Origin of the sequence: Pseudomonas sp. PDM04 (genome assembly GCF_014851765.1) — a bacterium.
Classification (GTDB): Bacteria; Pseudomonadota; Gammaproteobacteria; order Pseudomonadales; family Pseudomonadaceae; genus Aquipseudomonas.
Genome location: NZ_JACVAI010000001.1, coordinates 922,400 through 938,466, shown reverse-complemented (window position 1 = coordinate 938,466; position 16,067 = coordinate 922,400). Strand labels below are relative to the sequence as shown.

The 16,067-nt window shown below is 61.1% G+C and carries 15 protein-coding genes; 6 read left to right on the top strand and 9 right to left on the bottom strand.

The annotated features are described in order from the left end of the window. Nucleotides 1-73 precede the first annotated feature (73 nt). Nucleotides 74-2,128 (bottom strand): S9 family peptidase, encoded by a 2,055-nt coding sequence (locus tag IB249_RS04280; protein WP_192302258.1) that lies wholly within the window; start codon nt 2,126-2,128, stop codon nt 74-76. 113 nt (nt 2,129-2,241) lie between these two features. On the opposite strand from IB249_RS04280, the gene IB249_RS04275 reads away from it, so the two are divergent. From IB249_RS04275 to IB249_RS04265, 3 genes are read left to right on the top strand one after another with little or no spacing between them, the layout of a single operon-like run. After that, nucleotides 2,242-2,739, top strand: a complete 498-nt coding sequence (locus IB249_RS04275; RefSeq protein WP_192302257.1) for an MFS transporter — start codon at nt 2,242-2,244, stop codon at nt 2,737-2,739. Nucleotides 2,740-2,769: 30 nt separating this feature from the next. Next, complete coding sequence (locus IB249_RS04270; RefSeq protein ID WP_192302256.1) at nt 2,770-3,546, top strand: class II glutamine amidotransferase; 777 nt, start codon at nt 2,770-2,772, stop codon at nt 3,544-3,546. A gap of 11 nt (nt 3,547-3,557) precedes the next feature. Further along, nucleotides 3,558-4,103 (top strand): DUF2937 family protein, encoded by a 546-nt coding sequence (locus IB249_RS04265; RefSeq protein ID WP_192302255.1) that lies wholly within the window; start codon nt 3,558-3,560, stop codon nt 4,101-4,103. A 51-nt stretch (nt 4,104-4,154) separates the two neighbouring features. Here the strand turns inward: IB249_RS04265 and IB249_RS04260 are convergent, their stop codons facing one another. From IB249_RS04260 to IB249_RS04250, 3 genes are all read right to left on the bottom strand, one after another. After that, complete coding sequence (locus tag IB249_RS04260; protein ID WP_192302254.1) at nt 4,155-5,333, bottom strand: vWA domain-containing protein; 1,179 nt, start codon at nt 5,331-5,333, stop codon at nt 4,155-4,157. Nucleotides 5,334-5,357: 24 nt separating this feature from the next. Continuing rightward, nucleotides 5,358-6,203 carry an AAA family ATPase gene (locus IB249_RS04255; RefSeq protein WP_192302253.1) on the bottom strand — a complete coding sequence of 282 codons (846 nt, stop codon included), beginning with the start codon at nt 6,201-6,203 and terminating at the stop codon, nt 5,358-5,360. Between the two features lie 162 nt (nt 6,204-6,365). Then, nucleotides 6,366-7,442: a DUF748 domain-containing protein gene (locus IB249_RS04250; protein WP_192302252.1), complete on the bottom strand. Its 1,077-nt coding sequence runs from the start codon at nt 7,440-7,442 to the stop codon at nt 6,366-6,368. A gap of 127 nt (nt 7,443-7,569) precedes the next feature. On the opposite strand from IB249_RS04250, the gene cysK reads away from it, so the two are divergent. Beyond that, complete coding sequence (gene cysK / locus IB249_RS04245) at nt 7,570-8,544, top strand: cysteine synthase A (RefSeq protein WP_192302251.1); 975 nt, start codon at nt 7,570-7,572, stop codon at nt 8,542-8,544. A gap of 200 nt (nt 8,545-8,744) precedes the next feature. Next, nucleotides 8,745-9,683, top strand: a complete 939-nt coding sequence (locus IB249_RS04240) for an aspartyl/asparaginyl beta-hydroxylase domain-containing protein (protein WP_192302250.1) — start codon at nt 8,745-8,747, stop codon at nt 9,681-9,683. A 243-nt stretch (nt 9,684-9,926) separates the two neighbouring features. Here IB249_RS04240 and IB249_RS29985 read toward each other — a convergent pair whose 3' ends face one another. Beyond that, on the bottom strand, nt 9,927-10,139 hold the full coding sequence (locus IB249_RS29985) for a hypothetical protein (protein WP_318653480.1): 213 nt from the start codon (nt 10,137-10,139) through the stop codon (nt 9,927-9,929). Between the two features lie 765 nt (nt 10,140-10,904). Between IB249_RS29985 and IB249_RS04230 the strand changes: the two genes are divergently transcribed. After that, a complete protein-coding gene (locus tag IB249_RS04230; protein WP_192302249.1) occupies nt 10,905-11,768 on the top strand; it encodes a DMT family transporter in 864 nt (287 codons plus the stop codon). A 47-nt stretch (nt 11,769-11,815) separates the two neighbouring features. On the opposite strand, the gene IB249_RS04225 is transcribed toward IB249_RS04230, so the two are convergent. The 4 genes from IB249_RS04225 to IB249_RS04210 all read right to left on the bottom strand — a co-directional run bounded on the left by IB249_RS04225 (nt 11,816) and on the right by IB249_RS04210 (nt 15,955). Further along, the gene (locus IB249_RS04225) at nt 11,816-12,757 is read right to left on the bottom strand and encodes a LysR family transcriptional regulator (RefSeq protein WP_192302248.1); all 942 of its coding nucleotides are present in this window, start codon (nt 12,755-12,757) and stop codon (nt 11,816-11,818) included. 69 nt (nt 12,758-12,826) lie between these two features. After that, nucleotides 12,827-14,356 (bottom strand): tripartite tricarboxylate transporter permease, encoded by a 1,530-nt coding sequence (locus IB249_RS04220; protein WP_192302247.1) that lies wholly within the window; start codon nt 14,354-14,356, stop codon nt 12,827-12,829. Next, entirely contained in the window at nt 14,353-14,886 is a 534-nt protein-coding gene (locus IB249_RS04215; RefSeq protein ID WP_192302246.1) for a tripartite tricarboxylate transporter TctB family protein, read from the bottom strand. Before IB249_RS04215 ends, IB249_RS04220 begins: the two co-directional genes overlap by 4 nt. A 52-nt stretch (nt 14,887-14,938) precedes the next feature. Beyond that, nucleotides 14,939-15,955: a Bug family tripartite tricarboxylate transporter substrate binding protein gene (locus IB249_RS04210; protein ID WP_192302245.1), complete on the bottom strand. Its 1,017-nt coding sequence runs from the start codon at nt 15,953-15,955 to the stop codon at nt 14,939-14,941. Nucleotides 15,956-16,067: the final 112 nt, after the last annotated feature.

Sequence of the window (16,067 nt, the reverse complement as noted above, 5' to 3'; positions counted from 1 at the left end):
CGCCATCGCGAGCAGGCTCGCTCCCACAATGGAAACGCGATGGTCTTAAGACCGGGCCATCAGGCCAAGTTCCTCAGGCAATGCCCAAAACCTTGAAAACGAATGCGTATTCGAGCGCTACGTCACGTAATCCCTGATAACGGCCGCTCATTCCGCCGTGGCCAGCCCCCAGCTCGGTCTTGAGCAGTAACGGATTGTCGTCGGTTTTGTTGGCGCGCAGCTTGGCCACCCACTTGGCGGCTTCCCAGTACTGTACGCGACTGTCGTTGTAGCCCGCGATCACCAGCGTTGCCGGATACGCTTGCGCCGTGACGTTTTCGTACGGGGCGTAGGCCTTGATCCGTTCGTAGACGTCCGGCTCCTGCGGGTTGCCCCACTCGTCGTATTCGGTAATGGTCAGCGGCAGGTCCGGGTCGAGCATGGTATTGAGCACGTCGACGAACGGCACTTCGGCAATCGCCGCGCCGAACAGCTGCGGGCGCATGTTCAGCACCGCGCCGATCAGCAGGCCGCCGGCACTGCCGCCGCTGATCGCCAGTTGCGGCGAAGTGGTGTAACCGTTGGCAATCAGGTGCTCGGCGCAGGCGATGAAATCGCTGAAGGTGTTGTGCTTGTGTTCCTGTTTGCCGGCGCGGTACCAGGCTTCACCCAGTTCGCCGCCGCCGCGCACGTGGGCGATGGCAAAGGCCACGCCGCGATCCAGCAGGCTCAGGCGGGCGTGGGAGAACCACGGGTCGAGGCTCTGGCCGTAGGCGCCGTAGCCGTACAGGTACAGTGGCGTCGGTTGGCCCAGCGCTTCGCGCTTGACCACCAGGCTGATCGGCACTTGCGTGCCGTCCGGGGCGGTGGCCCAGAGACGCTGGCTGACGTAGGCATCGGCGTCGAACGGGCCGAGCACCGGGGTCTGCTTCAACACCTTCTGCTCGCCGTTGATCAGTTCCAGTTGGCGGATTTGCGCCGGCCGGTTCAGCGCTTCATAGCGCAGGCGAATCTGCTCGCTGACGAATTCCAGGCTGTTCTGCACGTGCAGGCTGTAGGCGGCATCCGGCAATTGCACGCGGTAGCTGGGCAAGTCCTGCGGGTGCACTTCGATGATCGGCAGGCCGCCCTCGCGCAGGCTCAGGGTCATGGCCCCGGCGTTGAGGCTCATGCCATCGATCATCGTGCTGTCGCGATGGGGGATCAGGTTGCGCCAGTCGGCTTCGCACGGCGCCACGCCGGTATCGACAGCGGTGTAGAGGGCGAAGTTGATGCCGTCGCGGTTGGTGCGAATGAACCAGGTCCACTGCCCGTCGAGTGCGCCGTGATCGACATCGTACTCATGGTCTTCGACCCGTGGTGCGATGCAGGTAAAGGCCTGCTGCGGCTGGAAGGCGTCCAGCACCCAGATTTCGCTGGTGGTCTTGCTGCCCAGGGCCAGCATCAACTGCTGTTCGGAGCTGGAGCGGTAGCAGTGCATGAAGAACCGGCCGTCCGGCTCATGGAACACTTCTTCGGCCGCCGTGCCGTCCAGCCGGTAGCGGAACAGCTTGTGCGGGCGATGGGTGTCGTCCAGTTCGCCGAAAAACAGCGTCAGGCTGTCGTTGGCCCAGGTCATGCTGCCATCGCAGTTCTCGAACGCCAGCTCGCTGACCCGGCCGTCGGACAATTCCTTGATGAACAGGGTGTAAATCTCGTCGCCCGTGGCGTCGACGCTGTAGGCCAGGCGCTGGTGATCCGGGCTGATGCTGAACGCGCCGAGGGAAAAGAAGCCGCCGTTGGCCAGTTCGTTCGGGTCCAGCAGCAGCTGTTCCCGGCTTTCGTCGAGCTGCAGGCTGTCGTCATCCGGGCGTGGGCAGCGGTAGTGCCGGGCGTACTCGTCGCCGGCGGTGGTGCGCGTGTAATACAGATAGGGGCCCCACGGCGAAGGCAACGACAGGTCGGTTTCGAGGATGCGGCCCTTGATCTCTTCGAACAGGGTTTCGCGCAGCCCGGCCTGATCGGCGGTTTGCGCTTCCTGATAGCTGTTTTCCGCTTTCAGGTAGTCGAGCACCGCGTCGGTGTCGCGTTCCTGCAGCCAGGCATACGGGTCAGTGCCTGGCGCCTTGTGGGCAATCGGGGCGCTGGTGACGTTGGCGGATCGGGGCATGAAGGGCTCTCGGGCAATGGTCGAAACGGGGTTTTGAGTCTGGCTGTCAGGTATTGGGACAAGCCTGGCGTGCGAAAAGTCGTTACTATAAGCGCCTATTTGCCTGCCTTGCCATGGACACCATGACCGAGAACGACTATCTGATCGCTTGGGGCCTTTACGCCTTCGCCGCTTTGGGCTGCCTGTTGGTGTGGATGCGTATCACCCGCTGGATGTGGCGCTGGCTGCGCGAGCCGCTGCGGCTGCTGGTTGCGGTGTTGCTGTTCAGCCCGACCATCATCGATCCGGTGAAGGAGAAGGTCGCCCCGGCCATTGCCATAACCACCCTGGACCTTGCGTTCAAGGTCGGCAACAACGCCTGGCGCGCCATTTCCGATCTGTTCATGTACGGCATGATCGCCTTTGGCGTTTACCTGGTGTTCGTGGCGATCCGCTTCCCCATCGAGCGTGCTTCCCGAGCCCGCAAGGAGCGGGCGGAGGCGGCCAGGACGGCTGCCCGCGCCGACGAGCCTGACGACGATCAGCCGTTCGGCGGTGCCGGTGATGACCGCTACGGTCGCCCGCCGGTCCCGAGCAACCCGCAGCGCATGCGGGTCGAACCGCGTTTGTAACCGTGCCCCTGCCTTACAGAGAGTCCGAGCATGTGTGAGTTATTGGGCATGAGCGCCAATGTTCCGACCGATATCGTGTTCAGCTTCACCGGGTTGATGCAACGCGGTGGCCGCACCGGGCCGCACCGTGACGGCTGGGGCATCGCGTTCTACGAAGGCCGTGGCCTGCGCCTGTTCCAGGATCCGGCGGCGAGCAGCGAGTCGGAAGTCGCCAACCTGGTGCAGCGGTATCCGATCAAGAGCGAAGTGGTGATCGGGCACATCCGCCAGGCCAACGTCGGCAAGGTCTGCCTGTCCAACACCCACCCGTTCGTGCGCGAACTGTGGGGGCGCAACTGGTGTTTCGCGCACAACGGCCAGTTGGCGGATTTTCAACCGATGACCAGCTTTTACCGCCCCGTCGGCGATACCGACAGCGAAGCGGCGTTCTGCGATTTGCTCAACCGGGTACGCGCGGCGTTTCCCGAGCCGGTGGAGGTCGAGGCGCTGTTGCCCGACCTGGTCGCCGCCTGCGCCGAATACCGTGGTAAAGGGGTGTTCAACTGTCTGCTCAGCGATGGTGACTGGCTGTTCTGCTACTGCTCGACCAAGCTGGCGCAGATTACCCGTCGCGCGCCGTTTGGCCCGGCGCGCCTGAAGGATGTCGATGTGATCGTCGATTTCCAGGCCGAGACCACGCCCAACGACGTGGTGACGGTGATCGCCACCGAACCCCTGACCGAAAACGAAACCTGGACCCGCTACGAGCCGGGCCAATGGAGCCTGTGGCGACGTGGTGAATGCGTCAGCCAGGGCAAGACCGAATAAAGGACGCTCTCATGTTGCTCAGTTATCTACGGCTGGTGCTGTTCGCGGCGGGACTGTTGATCGGTGTCCAGGTGCCAGGGTTCATCAACGACTACGCCAAGCGCATCGAAGCGCATCTGATCGAGGCGCAGACCAGCCTGAGCGGTTTCCAGGGCACCGCCAATCAGTTCTTCAAGGGCGATATGCAGGCGCTGGTCGCCCATTACCGCGCCAGCGAAGACCCGATCTTTCGCAGCGACGCCGACAGCCTGAGCAACCTGCTGAGCCGACAGCTGGCCCTGGATAAACAGTTCCAGGCCATGCAGGGGCCCTGGTACATCCGCTTCCTGCAGGTGGTACTGGCCGCCGATCCGGATATCCGCAAGGAAACCTGGAACGGTTACAGTTACCAGATCCTGCTGACGCCGGAAGCGATGATCTGGGGCATGAGCGGAGCGTTGCTGCTGTCGTTTGGCATCGAGTGCCTGTTCCGGCTGATCGACTGGGTGGTGCTGGGTGGCCGACGCCTGCGCCAGAGCCGGCCGATCGAGGACCGGGACGTTCGCGGGCTGCAGTGACTGGGTTGATCGTTTCCGGGCTCGGGAACGATCAATCAGCCGCTGGCCTTTCTACTTGGACAGAAACCGCATCCCTTCCTCAAGCCCGCGCAACGTCAGGGGGTACATCTGGTCCTCGATCAAATCGCGCACAATGTTGGTCGATGAGGTATAGCCCCACGTGTCCTTCGGATACGGATTGATCCAGATGAGCTTCTTGTATTTCTCCATGAACCGCTGCATCCACACGTAGCCGGCTTCTTCGTTCCAGTGCTCGACACTGCCGCCCGGCTGGGTGATTTCGTAGGGCGCCATGGCGGCGTCGCCGATGAAGATCACCTTGTAGTCGGCGCCGTACTTGTGCAGCAGATCCTGGGTGGAAGTGCGCTCGGAGGTGCGGCGCATGTTGTTTTTCCACACCGATTCATAAATGAAGTTGTGGAAGTAGAAATACTCCAGGTGCTTGAACTCGGTCTTGCAGGCCGAGAACAGTTCCTCGCAGGTTTTCACGTGCGCGTCCATCGAGCCGCCGATGTCGAACAGCAGCAACAGCTTCACCGTGTTGCGTCGTTCCGGGCGCATCTGAATGTTCAGCAGGCCGGCGTCCTTGGCGGTGTGGTCGATGGTGCCATCGATATCCAGTTCTTCGGCGGCACCCTGGCGGGCGAATTTGCGCAGGCGGCGCAGGGCGACCTTGATGTTGCGCGTGCCCAGTTCCACCGAATCGTCGAGGTTCTTGTACTCGCGCTGGTCCCAGACCTTGACCGCCTTGCCCTGGCGTTTGCCGGCATCGCCGACACGAATGCCTTCGGGGTTGAAGCCACCGGAACCGAAGGGGCTGGTGCCGCCGGTTCCGATCCATTTGTTGCCGCCGGCGTGGCGTTCCTTCTGTTCTTCCAGGCGTTTCTTGAACTCTTCGATCAGCTTGTCCAGCCCGCCCAGGGACTGGATCGCCGCCCGCTCCTCGTCGGTCAGCGAGCGCTCGAACTCCTTGCGCAGCCAGTCTTCGGGAATCAGCGCCTGGAGGTGGTCGTCGAGTTTTTCCAGACCGTTGAAATAGGCGCCGAAGGCCCGGTCGAATTTGTCGAAATGCCTTTCGTCCTTCACCAGAATCGCCCGCGACAGGTAGTAGAACTCGTCCATGTCGGCGAAGGTCACGCGCTGTTTCAGCGCGTTGATCAGATCCAGCAGCTCACGGACCGAGACCGGGACCTTGGCGGCGCGCATTTCATTGAACAGGTTGAGCAGCATGGCGTCAGCCCTCTTTACAAGTGCTTAGCGAGTGCCGCGACGGCTCATGAACGCCAGGCGCTCGAGCAATTGCACGTCCTGTTCGTTTTTCACCAGGGCCCCGGCCAGCGGCGGAATCGCCTTGGTCGGATCGCGTTCGCGCAGCACCGCTTCGCCGATGTTGTCGGCCATCAGCAGCTTCAGCCAGTCCACCAGTTCGGAGGTCGACGGCTTTTTCTTCAGCCCTGGCACCTTGCGCACATCGAAGAACACGTCCAGCGCTTCGCTGACCAGGTCCTTCTTGATGTCCGGGTAGTGCACGTCGACGATCTTTTGCAGGGTGGCGCGGTCCGGGAAGGCGATGTAGTGGAAGAAGCAACGGCGCAGGAAGGCGTCCGGCAGCTCCTTTTCGTTGTTGGAGGTAATGATGATGATCGGCCGCTGCTTGGCCTTGATGGTCTCGTCGATCTCATAGACGTAGAACTCCATCTTGTCGAGTTCCTGCAGCAGGTCGTTCGGGAACTCGATGTCGGCCTTGTCGATTTCATCGATCAGCAGGATCACCCGCTCCTCGGACTCGAACGCTTCCCAGAGCTTGCCCTTTTTCAGGTAGTTACGGACGTCGTGGACCTTTTCGTTGCCCAGTTGCGAGTCGCGCAGCCGGCTCACGGCATCGTATTCGTAGAGACCCTGGTGCGCCTTGGTGGTGGACTTGATGTGCCAGGTGATCAGCCGGGCGCCGAAGGACTCCGCCAGTTGCTCGGCCAGCATGGTCTTGCCCGTCCCCGGCTCGCCCTTGACCAGCAGCGGACGCTCCAGGGTGATGGCGGCGTTGACCGCCAGCTTCAGGTCATCGGTGGCGACGTAGGCCTGGGTGCCTTCGAATTTCATCTGCTAATCCTCGAACGGTAAAGCCGGCCTGACAGGGCAGGGCGGTTGCAATAGACAAGTGCCCGACTATAACGCGCAGGCCGGGCGACTGTGAACGCAGACGGCTTATTCAGTCTCTGAATGGAGCGTCACAACTTGACTCAGTCTCGGTGGCAGAGGCGGTTAACCTGCCTCCGGCTTCGGCCGTTCATAGCGGGCATTGAACGCCTGGACGAATCCATTGCGTAAAATCTGCAAAAACGCCTGGAACGCGCTGATATCTTGCCGGTGCACGTTGCTGCTCAACTCCACGCGTGTGGCAAACTGATTCTTGCCCTGGTTTTTCAGCACGGTTTCGGAACCCCCGACAATGGCTTCCCAGATGGAGCGGAACAGTCCCTTGTCCTTGTTCTCGACGTCCTGCTGCCAATTGAATACATCCACGTCTTTCAACAGGGGTTTGATGTAGCCGGTCAACTGCGCCTTTTTCGCCTGGGCTTCAATCACCACGTCGCCGTGACCGGCGTTGAAATCGAATTTGCCGTAGGCCGACGCGAAGTCATTCAGGCGTTTGAGTTCGATGTCCCTGGCGCGCAAGCGGAACTGGAATTCTTCGAAGTTGCTCAGCGGATCGAAGGTTGCGCTGGTTTCAAGCGGCGCGTGGCCCAGCAGCAGGGCTTTGCCATCGAAGCGGGCGTCGCGTTTGCCGTCCTTGTCGACGACGTTGGTCAGGTTATAGATGCTGGCATTGACCTGAGTGGCGTTCATGTTGACGGGCGGCTTGGAGTTGAAGTTGCGGAAGCTGATCTTGCCGTCGTAGAGGCGCACTTCGTCCAGGGTGATCGGTAACAGCTTGCTCAATTGCGCACGCCAGTCGGTGCCTTCACCGGTCTGCGAGTTCTGCTTGTTGGCCCCGCCATCGACGAAGTTCACCTGCGGGTTGAAAAACTGCACCTTGGCCACGACGGCGTGGTCGTACACGAGCGAGTGCCAACTGACGGACAGGTCGATCAGCGGAGCATCGACGAAGGGCACCGGAACCTTGCCATCGACCTTGACGATTTTCAGGCCGTTGATCCTGTAGGCACCGCGCCACAGCGCAAGGTCCACGTCGGTCACCTGGCCACGGTAGTCGCCCATGTCGGCGAGCTTGCCGTTCAGGTAGTCGCGCACCATGTAGGGCAGGGCGATGTGCAGGGCAATCAGGACCACCACGAGACCGACAAGGGTCCACAGGGGCCAGCTGTATCGACGTTTCATGATGGCAAATCTCTGGCGTTGTAATGCATTGACTCTGATGCTCGGCGGACGTTCGACCCGACTGGACGAGCACCGGCAACAGGCATACCGTTAAGGGCTAATTCAACGCTGCATTAAGGACCCGGCCATGAGTCGTATCTACGCTGACAACGCCCACTCCATTGGCAATACGCCACTGGTGCAGATCAACCGCATCGCGCCTCGCGGCGTGACCATCCTGGCCAAGATCGAGGGACGCAACCCGGGTTACTCGGTCAAGTGCCGGATTGGCGCCAACATGATCTGGGACGCTGAAAGCACCGGCAAACTCAAGCCTGGCATGACCATCGTCGAACCCACTTCCGGCAACACCGGGATTGGCCTGGCGTTCGTCGCGGCGGCGCGGGGCTACAAGCTGATCCTGACCATGCCGGCGTCCATGAGCATCGAACGTCGCAAGGTGCTCAAGGCACTGGGCGCCGAGCTGGTGTTGACCGAACCGGCCAAGAGCATGAAGGGCGCGATCGAAAAGGCGACCGAGATCGTCGCCAGCGATCCCACCCGGCACTTCATGCCGGGGCAGTTCGAAAACCCGGCCAACCCGGCCATTCATGAAAAAACCACCGGTCCGGAAATCTGGAACGACACCGACGGTGCAGTCGATGTGCTGGTGGCGGGTGTGGGCACCGGTGGCACGATTACCGGTGTGTCGCGCTACATCAAGAACACCCAGGGCAAGCCGATCCTGTCGGTGGCGGTCGAACCGGTGGTATCGCCGGTGATTACCCAGGCGTTGGCGGGCGACGAGATCAAGCCAAGCCCCCACAAGATCCAGGGCATCGGTGCCGGTTTTGTGCCGAAGAACCTGGACCTGTCGGTGGTCGACCGGGTCGAACTGGTCACTGACGAGGAATCCAAGGCCATGGCCTTGCGCCTGATGCAGGAAGAAGGGATTTTGTGTGGCATCTCCTGCGGTGCCGCCATGGCCGTGGCGGCGCGCCTGGCTGAAACCCCGGAAATGCAGGGCAAGACCATCGTGGTGATTCTGCCCGACTCCGGCGAACGCTACCTGTCGAGCATGCTGTTCAGTGACCTGTTCACCGAGCAGGAGACCCAGGCTTGAGCACCGTGTGTCCGATCGGGGGCTGATTGACGTCAGGCACCGTTCAGGAGGCTTATGTTAAGAAGTGCTTTATTGCACAATTCTCAACACTGAATGTCGAGTCAGGCGGGTTTCCCCCCTGGCCACGAGTGCTTATCATGGCTGGCTGCCGCGTCGGGAACATGGCGCTGCGCAGGGGTGTTTATTTCAAGGAGTTGTGGATGACTGTTTCCTTTGCCGTGAAGGCGTCGCTGTTGCTGCTGTTCCTGGGCAGCACGCTGTATGTGCACTTACGCGGCAAGGCGCGTTTGCCGGTCTTGCGCCAGTTCGTCAATCACTCGGCACTGTTTGCGCCCTACAACGCCTTGATGTACCTGTTTTCCAGCGTGCCTTCCCGGCCTTACCTGGATCGCAGCAAGTTCCCTGAACTGGATGTGCTCAAGGATAACTGGCAGGTCATTCGCGACGAGGCGATGCACCTGTTCGACGAGGGCTACATCCGTGCCGCCGAGAAGAACAATGACGCCGGGTTCGGCTCGTTCTTCAAGAAAGGCTGGAAGCGTTTCTACCTCAAATGGTACGACAAGCCCCTGCCTTCGGCCGAAGCCCTGTGCCCGAAAACCGTGGCGCTGGTCAGCAGCATTCCCAACGTCAAGGGCGCCATGTTCGCGCTGCTGCCCGGTGGCAGCCACCTCAACCCGCATCGCGACCCCTTTGCCGGTTCCCTGCGTTATCACCTGGGCCTGTCCACGCCGAACTCCGACGATTGCCGCATTTTTGTCGATGGCCAGGTTTACGCCTGGCGCGATGGCGATGATGTGATGTTCGATGAAACCTACGTGCACTGGGTCAAGAACGAAACCGAGCAGACCCGGGTGATCCTGTTCTGCGACATCGAGCGTCCGTTGAGCAATCGCCTGATGACCGGCCTCAACCGTCGGGTCAGTGCCCTGCTTGGGCGCGCCACGGCACCGCAGAACCTCGACGATGAGCGCGTGGGCGGAATCAACCAGGCTTACGCCTGGAGCAAGCGCTTCAGCGACCAGTTCAGTGGCATGGTCAAGCAGTGGAAACGCCGCAACCCCAAGGCCTATCGTGTGCTGCGGCCGGTGTTGGCCGTGGTGGTGCTGACGTTGTTGGGGTATTGGTTGTTTGGGTGAGATTGACCGTGGAATGAAAAACCGCTCCTTGGGAGCGGTTTTTTTATGAGGAAAACCTGAACGATTCGCCGGCAAGGACGCCAACAGGTTCTTCTGCTTCGATGCCGGTAATCAGTAGTCCCAGGAGACGACGCTGGTTCGCAGAGGGCTGCACAACGACCTGCTTTTGTTCTCTCTTTGTGGGGGACTTTTTAATTGTCTTGCGCATATTCCCTCCGCTTTTGATCACTAATTGAACACTTTTCACGATACCGGACACCCTGTTGCCATGACAAGTCGATTGTCGGCATCAAAATAAAAACCGAGTTGCTGATACATGGGAATGGCCCCCTTCAGAGGTTCTTGAACCTCAATCAACTGGCTACCGAGAAGTTGCGCATATTGGTCAATGACGATAATCGCCAACATCGCGACCCGGTTTTTCAGGGGGTGTGCTTCTTTGGGGCGACCTTCCAATCGCACAATTCGGATTCGGCGACGACTGCTGTTCGGGTTTACGAAACACAGCCCACACAACTCTTCTTCAAACCAGATCGCTATATCCAGCGCCAGGGGCTCTCGAGCTTTCCATTCATGGATCTCACTCCATGAAAACTGTGGATGTTCCTAGTGTTGGCACGCTTCAAGCGCCTGAGCATCAATCGCTTCGAACCGAACCTTTGTTAAGTCAAGTGCCTGCGGGCCAGCCAGATTCATTTCATTCTGCAGTTGGGCTGTAAGGGCGGCTGCCAGTCTCCTGGCGTTCGATTTGTACACTGGGTACCGGAGACGCGTCCGTTCCTTTGGCATCAGTTCCCTTGCATCCCATGTCCCCAGAGTGGGCAATTTTGGTTTTACGCAGGGTAAACAAGCGATGCTTCGCTGTCGTTGCTGGCCCTTTGTCCAAGTCATTGCAATCCATGTCGCTCGCTGGTTATAGTCGGCACTCGGTTATTTCCCTCGAAAAAGATCAGCCCATGCCTGCAGCCCTCATCAACGCGGTAGTCGATTCAGCGGTCAACGCTGGCGTCGTGCCGTGCGGGAATCAGCAGCCTGTGCAGATCAGTCATTACCCTCCACCTGTCCGTAGCACGCCGGTGTACGCAGTCGTATCACCGCCGGGCGCTGGCATTCGGGGCTGATCAGCTTTCCTGCTGTTCCACGTCCTCGCAAACGCCTGAAAAAACTACTGGATTTCAGCTTCGGCTGAGTTGGCTTCTTGCCTGACTACAGGTGGTATTCATGTTTGTCCTTTCGAAAAAAACCGCGCTCGCGGCGGCGTCCACGAGCCTGTTCGTCCTGCTGTGGAGCAGCGGGGCGATCTTCTCCAAGTGGGGCCTGGCCCACGCGTCACCCTTTGCCTTTCTGCTGATTCGCTTCGCTATCGCCCTGTGCGGGCTGGTGCTGCTGGTGCCTTTGCTCAAGCTGAAGTTGCCCCGGGGCGGCAAACCGATGTTGTACGCCATGGCCACCGGGGTGGTGTTGCTGGGAGCCTATCAGATTTTCTATCTGCTGGCCCTGGACCTGAAAGTCACGCCGGGGGTGATGGCCACGATCATGGGCGTGCAGCCCATTCTCACCGTGGTGATCATGGAGCGGCAGCGCTCGGCGAGCCGCCTGTTCGGCCTGGCCCTGGGCCTGGTCGGGCTGATCATGGTGGTGTATCAGGGCATCGGCCTGGCGGGCATGTCACTGGCGGGGATGCTCTTCGGTCTGCTGGCGCTGGCGAGCATGACGTTCGGCTCGATCATGCAAAAACGCATCACCGACAACCCCCTCGGCACACTGCCGGTGCAATACCTCGCGGGGCTGTTGCTGTGCGGGATCTTCGTGCCTTTCCAGCCGTTCCATTTCGAGCACACCAGCGGTTTCTTCGTGCCGGTGCTGTGGATGGGGCTGGTGGTGTCGGTGCTGGCCACGTTGTTGCTGTATCGCCTGATCGCTCGCGGCAACCTGGTCAATGTCACCAGCCTGTTCTACCTGGTGCCGGCGGTGACAGCGGTGATGGACTACCTGATCTTCGGCAATCGGCTGGCAGCGCTGAGCCTGCTGGGCATGCTGTTGATCATCGTCGGACTGGTGTTTGTCTTCCGTAAAAAAACCTAGCGCTGCGGGAACAAGAAAAGGCCTGGCGCAGTACGCCAGGCCTTTTTTTATTTGCTCGAGGCATGCTCGGCACGCACCGAGTTCATGAACGCCTGCATGGCCGACGATTGAATGCGATGGCGCCGGGTGATCAAGCCGTACGGTGGCAGCCGCGCTTCGAACTTGATCGGCAGCACCGCCAGCAGGTCGCGGCCGGGATAGTCCTCGACCACCGAAACCGGCGTGACGCCGAGCATGTCGGTTTGCTGGATCAGCGAGAGCAAGGTCATGATCGAGGTGGTTTCAACGATGCTGCTGGGGATGTCCACCCGCGCATTGTGAAACACCTGATTGATGATCGCGCGCATCGGGCTGGGCTGCTGTTGCAGCACCCAGGTCATGTTCTGCAATTCCGCCCAGCTCAGGTGCTTCTCGTTGGCCAGCGGATTCTGCGCACTGGCGATCACGCACAGCGCCTCTTCGCCGAGGCTGTCGAACAGCAACTCTTCAGCCCGCGCCCCCACCGGAATCCGACCCAGGACGATGTCGAGCTGGTCCTGGAGCAGGGCCTGGACGAGCACGTCGCTGGTGTCGACCTGAATGCTCATCGACAAGCGTGGATGGCTCTGTTTCAAGGTGGCGATGGTGCGGGTCAGCAACCCCGAGGCCAATGCCGGGATGGCCCCGACGGCGACGCGCCCCAGGTTGCCGGATTCCAGGGCCACCAGTTCCTCGCGCATGCCGCTGAGTTCGGCAAACACCATGCGCGCGTAATAAATCACGGTTTCCCCGAACGGGGTTGAACGCATGCCCCGGGGCAGGCGTTCGAACAGTTCGACGCCAAGCAGATCCTCGGCCTCGTGCAGCATCTTGGTCGCCGCTGGCTGGGTCATGCCGATGTGATCGGCGGCGCGGCGCAGCGAGCCGAATTCCTGCAGCGCCAGCATCAGGCGCAATTGGCGCAGGCGCAGTCGGCTGTGGATGACATTGGCATCAGGAATTCGGGTCATGGGCCACGCTCGCAGAGAAGACGGTGGCAAGCCTGACAACAAATGTCAGGCGTTGCCAGCATTACGGTGTCACTGCACCGGTTTGGTCTTGGCCGCCGCGGATTTGCGCAGGCCGATCAAGCAGCCCAGTGCCTTGGAAATGAACGGCCAGAACAGCATCAGCAGGGCGGCCGTGGTCAGGCTGCCCACCAGCGGGTTCGACCAGAAAATGCCGATCTGGCCGTCGGAGAACAGCATCGACTGGCGGAACGCATCTTCGGCCTTGTCGCCCAGCACGGCAGCCAGCACCAGCGGTGCGATCGGATACCCGAGCTTCTTGAACAGGTAGCCCAGCGCGCCGAAGCCCAGCATCAGCACCACGTCGAAGAACGAGTTGTGCACCGAGTAGGCACCGATGGCGCAGACCATGATGATGATCGGCGCGATGACCGAGAACGGAATGCGCAGGATCGAGGCGAACAGCGGCACGGTGGCCAGGACCACGATCAGGCTCACCACGTTGCCCAGGTACATGCTCGCAATCAGGCCCCAGACAAAATCATGCTGCTCGACGAACAGCGTCGGGCCAGGGTGCAGGCCCCAGATCATCAGGCCCCCGAGCATCACCGCCGCCGTGGCCGAACCCGGGATGCCCAGGGTCAACATCGGCAGCAGGGCGCTGGTGCCCGCCGCATGGTCGGCGGTTTCCGGTGCGATCACGCCTTCCAGCTCGCCCTTGCCGAAGTTCTCGCGGTTCTTCGAGAAGCGCCGCGCCAGGCTGTAGCTCATGAACGAAGCCGCCGTCGGGCCGCCCGGGGTAATGCCCATCCAGCAACCCACCAATGTGCTGCGCACAATCGTCCACCAGTAGCGAGGCAGTTTTGCCCAGGTGCGCAGGATGACCATCGGCGTGATCCGCGCATGCTCGCCACGGAACACCAGGCCTTCCTCGACCGTGCAGAGGATTTCGCCGATACCGAACAAACCGATCACCGCCACTTCGAAGCTGATGCCGGTCATCAGGATCGGCTGGTCGAAGGTCAGGCGCAGGTTGCCGGACACGGTGTCCATGCCGACGGCCGCCATGGCGAAACCGATCATCATCGCCACCACGGTTTTCAATGGCGGGTTCTTGCTCATGCCGATGAAGGTGCAGAACGCCAGCAGGTACACCGCGAAGAACTCCGGCGAGCTGAAGGTCATGGCGAACGCGGCGATCTTGGTCGACAGGAAGGTCAGCAACAACACCCCGGCCAGGGCGCCGATCAGTGCGGAGCTGAAGGCGGCGGTCAAGGCTTCGGCGGCGCGACCTTCGCGGGCCATCGGGTAGCCGTCGAACGTGGTCGCCACCGATGAGGGTTCACCGGGAATGTTGAACAGGATCGAGGTGATCGAGCCGCCGAACAAGGCGCCCCAATACATGCACGAAAGCAGGATGATCGCCGACACCGGCGACATGGTGAACGTCAGCGGCAGCAGCAACGCCACGCCATTGGGAGCGCCGAGGCCGGGCAATACACCGACCAGGATGCCCAGCAGCACGCCGATCACCATCAGGCCGATGTGGCCGGGCGTGAGGATCAGGTTCATGCCTTGCAGCAGGGAATCGAATTCGCTCATTGGAAGGTTCTCCCCAACAGGTTCAACAGGTCGCCCAGGGGACCTGCATCCAGCGGGACCTTGAACCACAGCGCGAAAATCAGGTAGCTGGCCAGTGCCGCGCCGAGGGACACGCTGGCGATCATCAGTTTGCCGTAGGGCCTGGCGCGGACTTTGTCACGGGCCATGAACCAGGCAATGAAACAGGCCGACGCCACGTAGATGCCGGTGAAGGGCATGGCCGCGACGAACAGGGCGATCGGGATGAACACCGACAGCACTTGCCTGAACGCGCTGCGGCTGACGAATGAAATGCTCAGCGCCTGCCAGCGCACCAGGGTCAGTACGCCGTTGGCCACGCTCGCGGCGCACAGCATCAGGCCGATGTAGAACGGGAAATAACCCGGCTCGGGGCCGGAATCGCCCCAGCCGATACCCTGTTCGACACTGCCGACCATCACCACCGCGCCGATCAGCGCGGTGAAGATGGCCAGGCCGAGTTCGACCCAGCGGGTACCGACCAGGGCCGGTGAATCCGAAGAATGGGACATGAAAGCACCTCCAGGGGTGACGGCCGTGCGCAGGCGTACGGCCGTCGCTGACTCAGTTTTTCAGCCAGCCGGCTTCTTTGAACACCGGGGTGACGCGGGCGGTGTCTTTTTCGATGTAGGCGGTCAGTGTCTCGCCCTCGAGGAAGGTCGGCACCAGCGCGTTCTGCTTCACGTAAGCCTTGAACTCCGGGGTCTCGGTGACTTTGCGCATCAGCTCGACGTAGAACGCCCGCTGCTCGGCGGTGACTTCGCCGGGCATGAACACGGTGCGCGGGAAGCGATACTGGTCGACGCCCAGGCCCTGTTCGTGGCAGGTCGGCACGTCGGCCCAGGATTTGTCGCCAGCGACCTTGTCGGTGTAGTTCATGCGCTCCTGGCTGAACACACAGAGCGGTTCGACCTGGTCGCCGCGCCATTGACTGATGCTTTCGGCGGGGTTGTTGACGTTGGCGGCGATGTGTTTGCCGGCCAGTTGCGTCGCGGCTTCGCTGCCGCTTTTGAACGGGATGTAGACCAGCTTGCTCTGGGTGGTCTGGTTCAGCAGCAGGGTCAGGGTCTGGTCAACGTCCTTGGACTGGCTGCCGCCCATACGCAATTTGCTCGGGTCGGCCTTGACCGCTTCGTAGAAGCCTTTGGCGTCCTTCCACGGCGCGCCCTTGTAGCTCCAGAGAATGAAGTCGTCCTCGGCCACGGCGGCGACGGGGGTCAGTTCCTGCCACTGGTAGCCGAGCTTGGACACCAGGGGCAGCAGGTAGATGTTGTTGGTGCCGATCACCAGTTTTTCTGCGTCGCCCTTGTTCATTTTCAGGTCGAGGAAGGCTTCGGCGCCGTTGCCGCCGCCCTTGTTGAGGACGATGGTGTTGACGTCGAGCAGTTTGTGGGTGGTGATGATCGACTGGATCAACCGGCCGAGCTGGTCGGTTCCGCCACCGGGGCCGCCGGCGACGACGATCTCGACGTTCTTGTCCGGTTGCCAGGCGGCGTGAGCGAGGGCGGGCAGGGCGCCGGCCGCGATCAACGAGCAGCCAAGCAACAGACCGGATGTGCGACGGACGAATGCATTTCGCATGGAAGGGCCTCGTTTTTGTAGTTGTTATGAGTGACTTGTCGGTGCTCAAAAGCTGCAAGCCTGGCCCGAGTGTGGGAAGCCGCCGCCCTCGCGTCTAGTCAAAACAATACAT

Coding starts and splice junctions, on each gene's coding strand:
- IB249_RS04280 (WP_192302258.1), bottom strand. CDS start 2,128: ATGCCCCGATCCGCCAACGTCACCAGCGCCCCGATTGCCCACAAGGCG.
- IB249_RS04275 (WP_192302257.1), top strand. CDS start 2,242: ATGGACACCATGACCGAGAACGACTATCTGATCGCTTGGGGCCTTTAC.
- IB249_RS04270 (WP_192302256.1), top strand. CDS start 2,770: ATGTGTGAGTTATTGGGCATGAGCGCCAATGTTCCGACCGATATCGTG.
- IB249_RS04265 (WP_192302255.1), top strand. CDS start 3,558: ATGTTGCTCAGTTATCTACGGCTGGTGCTGTTCGCGGCGGGACTGTTG.
- IB249_RS04260 (WP_192302254.1), bottom strand. CDS start 5,333: ATGCTGCTCAACCTGTTCAATGAAATGCGCGCCGCCAAGGTCCCGGTC.
- IB249_RS04255 (WP_192302253.1), bottom strand. CDS start 6,203: ATGAAATTCGAAGGCACCCAGGCCTACGTCGCCACCGATGACCTGAAG.
- IB249_RS04250 (WP_192302252.1), bottom strand. CDS start 7,442: ATGAAACGTCGATACAGCTGGCCCCTGTGGACCCTTGTCGGTCTCGTG.
- cysK (WP_192302251.1), top strand. CDS start 7,570: ATGAGTCGTATCTACGCTGACAACGCCCACTCCATTGGCAATACGCCA.
- IB249_RS04240 (WP_192302250.1), top strand. CDS start 8,745: ATGACTGTTTCCTTTGCCGTGAAGGCGTCGCTGTTGCTGCTGTTCCTG.
- IB249_RS04230 (WP_192302249.1), top strand. CDS start 10,905: ATGTTTGTCCTTTCGAAAAAAACCGCGCTCGCGGCGGCGTCCACGAGC.
- IB249_RS04225 (WP_192302248.1), bottom strand. CDS start 12,757: ATGACCCGAATTCCTGATGCCAATGTCATCCACAGCCGACTGCGCCTG.
- IB249_RS04220 (WP_192302247.1), bottom strand. CDS start 14,356: ATGAGCGAATTCGATTCCCTGCTGCAAGGCATGAACCTGATCCTCACG.
- IB249_RS04215 (WP_192302246.1), bottom strand. CDS start 14,886: ATGTCCCATTCTTCGGATTCACCGGCCCTGGTCGGTACCCGCTGGGTC.
- IB249_RS04210 (WP_192302245.1), bottom strand. CDS start 15,955: ATGCGAAATGCATTCGTCCGTCGCACATCCGGTCTGTTGCTTGGCTGC.